This window comes from Longimicrobiaceae bacterium, from assembly GCA_035936415.1.
Classification (GTDB): Bacteria; Gemmatimonadota; Gemmatimonadetes; order Longimicrobiales; family Longimicrobiaceae; genus JAFAYN01.
Map to the genome: position 1 here is coordinate 19,954 of DASYWD010000172.1, position 7,313 is coordinate 27,266.

At 72.7% G+C, this 7,313-nt stretch carries 7 protein-coding genes; all 7 read left to right on the forward strand.

The window, feature by feature from the left end:
• Window positions 1–29 precede the first annotated feature (29 nt).
• On the forward strand, window positions 30–575 hold the full coding sequence (lspA, locus tag VGR37_06685; GenBank protein ID HEV2147069.1) for a signal peptidase II: 546 nt from the start codon (window positions 30–32) through the stop codon (window positions 573–575).
• Window positions 565–1,539 carry an RluA family pseudouridine synthase gene (locus VGR37_06690; protein HEV2147070.1) on the forward strand — a complete coding sequence of 325 codons (975 nt, stop codon included), beginning with the start codon at window positions 565–567 and terminating at the stop codon, window positions 1,537–1,539. Before lspA ends, VGR37_06690 begins: the two co-directional genes overlap by 11 nt.
• Window positions 1,540–1,603: 64 nt before the next feature.
• Entirely contained in the window at window positions 1,604–2,092 is a 489-nt protein-coding gene (locus VGR37_06695; GenBank protein HEV2147071.1) for a chemotaxis protein CheW, read from the forward strand.
• A 43-nt stretch (window positions 2,093–2,135) separates the two neighbouring features.
• Window positions 2,136–2,498 (forward strand): response regulator, encoded by a 363-nt coding sequence (locus VGR37_06700; protein HEV2147072.1) that lies wholly within the window; start codon window positions 2,136–2,138, stop codon window positions 2,496–2,498.
• Between the two features lie 199 nt (window positions 2,499–2,697).
• On the forward strand, window positions 2,698–4,662 hold the full coding sequence (locus VGR37_06705) for a chemotaxis protein CheA (GenBank protein HEV2147073.1): 1,965 nt from the start codon (window positions 2,698–2,700) through the stop codon (window positions 4,660–4,662).
• Window positions 4,663–4,702: 40 nt separating this feature from the next.
• Complete coding sequence (locus tag VGR37_06710; GenBank protein ID HEV2147074.1) at window positions 4,703–5,320, forward strand: chemotaxis protein CheC; 618 nt, start codon at window positions 4,703–4,705, stop codon at window positions 5,318–5,320.
• Window positions 5,313–7,313, forward strand: a 2,001-nt coding sequence (locus tag VGR37_06715) for a tetratricopeptide repeat protein (protein ID HEV2147075.1), incomplete at its 3' end; no start/stop codon positions are given. The genes VGR37_06710 and VGR37_06715, both read left to right, overlap by 8 nt.

Consider the following 7,313-nt stretch of genomic DNA (forward strand, 5'->3'; position numbering starts at 1 on the left):
CAGGCCGACGAAACAGCATGGAGAGCACGTTGACCGATACGAGAGAGACCCCGCCCACCATCCTCCCCGAGCCGACGATGCGGGGGAAGGTCGGGCTGTACGCGGGCGTGGTGGGCGGCATCGTGGTCCTGGACGTCGTCACGAAGGCCATCGTCCAGCGGACGCTCCGGCTGTACGACCCGGTCCCCGTGCTGGGGGACTTCTTCCGCCTGACCTACATCTTCAACCGGGGGGCGGCGTTCGGGCTCAGCCTGGGAGAGCATTCCCGGTGGATCTTCACCGGGCTGACGATCCTGGCGATCATCGGGCTCTTCATGTGGTACCGCGCCACCCCGCGCAGCGACCTCCCCCGGCTGATCGCGCTGGCGTCGGTGACGGCGGGGGCCATCGGGAACCTGATCGACCGGCTCCGCTCGGAGCAGGGGGTGGTGGACTTCTTCGACTTCGGCTTCGGCAACGTGCGCTGGCCGGTGTTCAACGTCGCCGACATCGCGGTCACCTGCGGGGCCGTGCTGCTTGCGATCTCCCTGTGGCGCGAGGACGTGCAGGCGGCCCGGGAAAAGGATGCGGGGTGACGGGGAGCGGCGCGAGCTTCTCGTCGAGGAGGAGACGGGGGAGCGGCTGGACGCCTGGCTCGCGGAGCGGCTGGACCTTTCCCGCTCGCGCGCGGCGGCGCTGATCGAGGCCGGGAACGTCCTGCTGAACGGCGCCGCGCCGAAGAAGCGCGACCGCCCCCGCCCGGGAGACCGGGTGGAGGTCCGGCTCCCCCCGCCCGAGCCCGCCTCCGCCGCGCCGGAGGAGATCCCCCTCGACATCGTCCACCAGGACGCGGACCTCGTCGTCCTCGACAAGCCGGCCGGGCTGGTGGTGCACCCCGCCCCGGGGAACCCCACCGGGACGCTGGTGAACGCGCTCCTGCACGCCATCGGCGACCTGTCCGGCATCGGGGGGGAGCTGCGGCCCGGGATCGTCCACCGGCTGGACAAGGACACCTCCGGGCTGATGATCGTCGCCAAGAACGACGACGCGCACCGCCGCCTCTCGGACGACCTGAAGCACCGGCGGATCCGGCGCGCCTACCTCGCGCTTGCGTGGGGGCACCTCCCCGCCGATACTCTCACCGTCGAAGCGCCGATCGGCCGCCACCCGGTGGAGCGGAAGCGCATGGCGGTGGTGGAGGGCGGGCGGCACGCCGTGACGCACTTCCGCCGGCTGGAGCGCTGGCGCGCGGCCGACCTGGTGCGCGCGGAGCTGGAGACGGGGCGCACCCACCAGATCCGCGTCCACCTGCTGCACCTGGGGCATCCCGTGGTGGGCGACCGGACGTACGCCCCCGACCGGGCGCGGGGATTCGGGGGGGCGGACCGGGCGTGGGCGCTGGCGCTGGCCCGGCGCTCCCCCCGGCAGTTCCTGCACGCGGCGGAGCTCCGCTTCCGGCACCCGCGCACCGGCGAGGAGCTCCACTTCGAGGCGCCGCTCCCGCCGGATCTGGCCGCCGCGGCGGAGTGGGCGCGCGGCGGCGCCGGGCCGCTTGCTTGACCCCGGCGGCCCCGCTATACTTTCCGCTCCACCTCCCGAGCTCCGACGTCCCTCCCCGTCCGTGATGCCCGACGTGTACCCCAGCGAAGCCACGAGCGGCACCCTCGCGACCGAGTCGCCGCTGGAGCGGATCGTCCTCCTCGGCGTCGGAGGGCACTGGTTCGGCGTCGCCATCGGCGCCATCCGCGAGATCATCCCGCCGCGGCCGTACACCCCCCTCCCGGGGAGCGAGCCGTTCGTGTGCGGGCTGATCAACCTGCGCGGGCGCATCGTCACGGTGATCGACCTGGGGGCGCGGCTGGGCCTCCGCGCCGCGTCGGCGGACCCCGAGCACAGCATCGTGGTCCTGGAGCACGGCGGGCGCCTGGTCGGCATGGCGGTGGAGGAGGTGTCCCGGATCGTCCGGGCCGACCTGGGCAACCTGGAGATGGACGCGGACCTCCTCCGGTCGCTCCGCATCGACCGCTCCTACATCCTCGGCGTGGGCGAGACCGAGGACCGGATCTTCGTCGCGGTGGACCCCGGCGAGATCTTCCGTCCCATCCTGGCGTGACCTCCCTTTTCCACGGCTTCAACCTGTTCCTTCCGGAGGCTTGATGGCTCAGAAGGTGTTGATCTGCGACGACGCGATCTTCATGCGTACCATGATTGGCGACATCCTCACGCAGGCCGGCTTCGAGATCGTCGGCGAGGCCGAGACCGGGCTGCAGGCGGTGGAGAAGTACCGCCAGCTCCGCCCCGACCTGGTTACCATGGACATCGTGATGCCCGACATGGGCGGGATCGACGCGGTCCGGGAGATCATCAAGGACGACCCGGGCGCCAAGGTCCTGATGTGCAGCGCCATGGGGCAGCAGGCCCTGGTGATCGAGGCGATCCAGGCCGGCGCGCGCGACTTCGTCGTCAAGCCGTTCCAGCCCTCCCGGGTCTTGGAAGCCGTCCAGCGGGTCCTCGGGTAAGCGGCTCGATAAATCGCGCAGCTCTGCGTCAGGCTGCGGGCGGCTCCCTGCGGCGTACACAAGGTACGCCTCAGTCGCCGTCCTCGCCTTCCTCGGGTACCGCTGCACGATTTCTCTTCACCGGGCCATCCACGTTGAGCTCTGAACGGCTCAATCTGGTTCCGGCCGGGCATCTTTACGCTCCTCCTGCCAACTGAGCATGGAGCTTTCGCAGTACGGCGAGCTGTTCCTGTCCGAGTCGCGCGAGCACGTCTCCGCGATCAACGACCTTCTCCTCGCGCTCGAGGCGAGCCCCGGCTCGCGCGAGCCGGTGGAGGGGGTCTTCCGCGCCGTGCACACCATCAAGGGGATGTCGGCCACCATGGGATACCGCGCGGTCGCCGACCTCGCGCACGCCCTGGAAGACCTCCTCGACCGGGTGCGGGACGGCCGGCGCGCCGCCGACGTGGAGCTGGTGGACCTCCTCTTCGAGGGCGCCGACGCGCTGGAGCACGCCATCGAGGCGGCGGTCGCGGAGGAGGAGGGGAACGACCCTGACGTGGCCCCCGTGATCGCCCGGCTGCAGGCGGCGGCCGGGGACGCCCCGGCGGAAGCCGCCGCCGCGTCCACGGGAGGCGCTCCGGGCGGGGCCCCCTCCGCGGAGCCGGTCCCGGAGGGCGCGGTCCGCGTCCGCGTCCACATCGCCCACGATTCGCCGCTCCCCGGGGTGCGCGCCTTCATGGCGCTCCGCATGGCCCGGGGGCTGGGCGAGGTGAGCGGGGTGGTCCCGGACGAGGGGGTGCTGCAGGGGCCGGAGTTCGCGGGGACGCTGGAGTTCCTGCTGCGCACCGGAACGCCCGCGGCGGAGGTCGAGGCGGCGCTGCGCGGCGCGGGCGACGTGGAGCGGGTGGAGGTGGCCGTGCCGGGAGCGGCGGCGCCCACGCCCACGCCCGCGGCGGAGGAGGCGGCCGAGCCCGCCGCCCCGGCCGCGGCGCCGCGCGCCCGCAACATCCGCGTGGACCTGCGGCGGCTGGACGCGCTGATGAACCAGATCGGCGAGCTGGTCATCATCCGCGACCGCCTGCAGAAGCTGGCCGCCCTCCGGGACGAGCCGGAGCTGGGGGAGACGGTGGACCAGGCGGCGCGGCTGATCTCCGAGTTGCAGGACGAGATCATGCAGGCGCGGATGGTCCCCGTGGGGCAGGTGTTCGACCGCTTCCCGCGCCTGGTGCGCGACGCGGCGCGGATGCTGGGGAAGCGGGTGGAGTTCGCCATGGAGGGGAAGGAGATCGAGTTCGATCGCTCCATGCTGGACGAGATCGGCGACCCCATCGTCCACCTCCTGCGCAACTCGCTCGACCACGGGATCGAGTCGCCCGGGGAGCGGCGCGCCGCGGGGAAGCCGGAGACCGGGATGCTCCACCTGCTCGCGGCGCGCGAGCGCTCGCAGGTGCTGGTGCGCGTGGAGGACGACGGGCGGGGGATCAGCCGCGAGCGCGTGCTCGCCAAGGCGGTCTCCGCCGGGCTGGTGTCCGAGCTGGAGGCGCAGGCGATGCCGGACGACGAGGTGCACCGCCTCCTCACGCGTCCGGGCTTCTCCACCGCGGACAGGGTCACCGACGTTTCCGGGCGGGGGGTGGGGCTCGACGTGGTGGCCACGCGGGTGCGGGCGCTCGGGGGGACGCTGGAGATCGACAGCGAGCCGGGCCGCGGGACCGCGTTCACCGTGCGGCTCCCGCTGACGCTCGCCATCGTCCGCGCGCTCCTGGTGCGGCTGGGGGAGGAGACCTACGCGCTTCCCGTCACCCACGTGGGCGAGACGGTGGAGATCCCCGAGGCCGACGTCCGCTCCGTGAAGGGGCGGACCGTGGCCTTGCTCCGCGAGGAGGTCATCCCGCTCCTGTCGCTGCGCGGGCTGCTCCAGCAGCAGGGACCCGCCGTCGGATCGGGCGGCGGCCGCCGCGTGGCGGTGGTGCTGGAGTCGGGGGAGCACCGCGTGGGGGTCGAGGTGGACGAGCTGGCGGGGCAGCAGGAGATCGTCATCAAGTCCTTCGACGCCACCGCGGGGACGCTCCGCATCTTCTCCGGGGCCACCATCCTTTCCGACGGCCGTCCGGCCCTGATCCTCGACGTGGGAAGCATCCTGGCGCGCGAGGGCCGGGCCGAAGCAGTGGCGGCCGCGTGAGCCGGCCGCGACCAACGTATACCATGGATCGGGCGCACCGATGATCGACATACGGGACCTGGAGGCCATTCAGCTCGACGCGCTGCGCGAGGTGGCGAACATGGGCGCGGGGCATGCCGCGACCGCGCTCTCGCAGATGACGAAGAGCCGGATCATGATCACCGTGCCGCAGCTCCAGGTCGCACCCCTGGAGGAGGTGCCGGAGCTGCTGACGAGCTCAGAGGAGGTGGTGGCGGCGGTGCTGATGCACATGCTGGGCGACCTCACCGGGCGCACGCTGCTGATCTTCCCCCGCAACTCGGCGATGCGGCTCTCCGAGATCCTGCTGCACCGCCCCGCGGGGAACTCGCACGTCTTCGGCGAGCTGGAGCAGTCGGCCATCAAGGAGGCCGGGAACATCCTGTCGGCGGCGTACATGAACGCGCTCTCCGACTTCATGGGGCTCATGCTCCTCCCCTCCGTCCCCTCGCTGGTCATCGACCTCGCGGGGGCGGTGCTCACCACCGCGTACACCAACTTCGGGCACGAGCGCGACTACGTCTTCTGCATCCAGACGGAGTTCAAGATGGAGGAGGACGTCTCCGTGCAGGGGCACTTCCTCCTCCTCCCCGACGTGGAGTCGCTGCAGGTCATCCTCGAGCAGATCCGCCTTGCCTGACGTACGGGAGCTTTCCGCCTCCACCTCCGCCCCGGCGCGCGCCCCGCGCTCGGAGCGGGACCTCCGCATCCTCCGCGGCTTCGCGCAGCGGATCGACGCGGCGGACGCGGGTGCGCACAACAACCTCGGCGTCCTCTACTTCAACAAGGGGCTGTACGAGGAGGGGATCTCGCAGTTCCAGCGCGCGCTGGAGATCGACCCCAAGATGCAGGTCGCCCAGCGCAACCTGGAGATCGTCTACTTCGCCACCGGCTACTACGACCGGCTGATCGCGGAGCTGCGCGAGCGGCTGCGCGAGGACCCGGACGACTCCGACGCCCGGACCCGGCTGGCGCAGGCGTACCTGTACACGGGCGACAGCGCCGGCGCCGTCGCCGAGCTGCGGCGCCTCCTGGCGCACGACCCGGACGACCTGGAGACGCTGATCCGGCTGGGGCAGGCGGAGAAGGCCGGGGGGAGCTTCGAGGCGGCGATGGAGTGGTTCCGGCGCGCCCTGGAGCTGGACCCGGACAGCGCCGTGCTCCACTTCTACCAGGGGGAGCTGTACTACAACCGCGGGCTCAACGAGGAGGCGCGGCGGGAGCTGCTGCGCGCCATCGAGCTGAACCCGGAGCTGGCGGACGCCCACCACGTCCTGGCCTTCGTCTACGGCGACCTGGGGGAGATGGAGCGCGCGGCGGCCTCCTCCCGCCGGGCGATGCAGCTCAACCCGCAGCTCGCCAAGGCGCAGACCAACCTCTCGCTGGACCGCTACAGCGCGGCGCGCTACCGCGAGCTGGTGGGGGAGCGGGTGCGCCGCCCGGAGATCGCGGCGGGGGAGTTCCTGGCGCACTACAACCTGGGCGTCGCCTTCCGCCAGAAGGGCCTCTACGACGAGGCGCTGCGCGAGTTCGAGCGCGCCCTGGCCGGGGGCGAGGACGCGGCGCTGGTGCGGCAGGGGATGGCCGAGGTCTACCTCCTCCAGGGGAAGGCCGGGCCCGCGCTCGACCTCTACGACCGGCTCCTGGCCGAGGACGAGGGGAGCCCCAAGCTCTGGAACGAGCGGGGCGTCTGCGTGCACCAGACCGGCGAGGCGAAGGCGGCGGAGGAGTGCTACCGGCGCGCCGTGGAGACCGACCCCGGCTACGCGCTGGCCTGGAACAACCTGGGGGTGGCGCGGACGCACCGCGGCGACCCGGAGGGGGCGGAGCGCTCCTTCGCCGAGGCGGTCCGGATCCGGCGGGGCTTCACCGAGGCGTGGTGCAACCGTGGGCTGATGTACCTGCGCCGCGGGCGGCACCGCGAGGCGCTGGACGCCTTCCGGAGCGCGCTGGAGGGCGAGCCGGGCTCGGCGGCGGCGTGGAACGGGGTGGGCTCGGTGCTGATGGAGACGCGCCGCTACGACGAGGCGCGCAACGCCTTCGCGCGGGCGGTGGAGGCGGACCCGGACTCCGCGGAGGCGCGCTACAACCTCTCCTTCGTCCTCTCCAACCTGGGCGACTTCGAGGGGGCGCTCCGCGAGACCAAGCGGGCGCTGGAGCTGAACCCGTACTACACCACCCCGCGGTACCGGCTCGCCATCGAGCTGCAGTTCGAGTTCGCGGAGATCCCCGCCCCCGACCTGGACGCCGCCGAGCGCGTCACGGGCGAGGCGGCGGGGGTGGAGAGCTTCACCTTCGACGAGGGGGCGCTGGACACCCTCTTCGGCGAGATCGCGCCGAAGCCGCAGGAGGAGGCGCCTGCCCCCGCGCCGGCGCCCGACGCCTTCGCGCTGGCGGAGGACTACCTGTCCAAGGGGCTGCTGGAGCGCGCCCTGGCCGAGGTCCGCCGCGCCGCGCTGGCCGGGGGCGACCCGGTGGAGGCGGCGCTCCTCACCGCTGAGACCTTCCTGCGGCAGGGGCTGGACGGCGAGGCGCTGGAGCGCTTCGACGCCGCGCTGGCGCGGCTGGACGAGGGCGCGTGGTCGCCCGCGCACCTGCGCGCGTCGGTGGGCCGCGCGCGGGCGCTGCTGCAC

Coding starts and splice junctions, on each gene's coding strand:
- VGR37_06690 (HEV2147070.1), top strand. CDS start 565: ATGCGGGGTGACGGGGAGCGGCGCGAGCTTCTCGTCGAGGAGGAGACG.
- VGR37_06695 (HEV2147071.1), top strand. CDS start 1,604: ATGCCCGACGTGTACCCCAGCGAAGCCACGAGCGGCACCCTCGCGACC.
- VGR37_06700 (HEV2147072.1), top strand. CDS start 2,136: ATGGCTCAGAAGGTGTTGATCTGCGACGACGCGATCTTCATGCGTACC.
- VGR37_06705 (HEV2147073.1), top strand. CDS start 2,698: ATGGAGCTTTCGCAGTACGGCGAGCTGTTCCTGTCCGAGTCGCGCGAG.
- VGR37_06710 (HEV2147074.1), top strand. CDS start 4,703: ATGATCGACATACGGGACCTGGAGGCCATTCAGCTCGACGCGCTGCGC.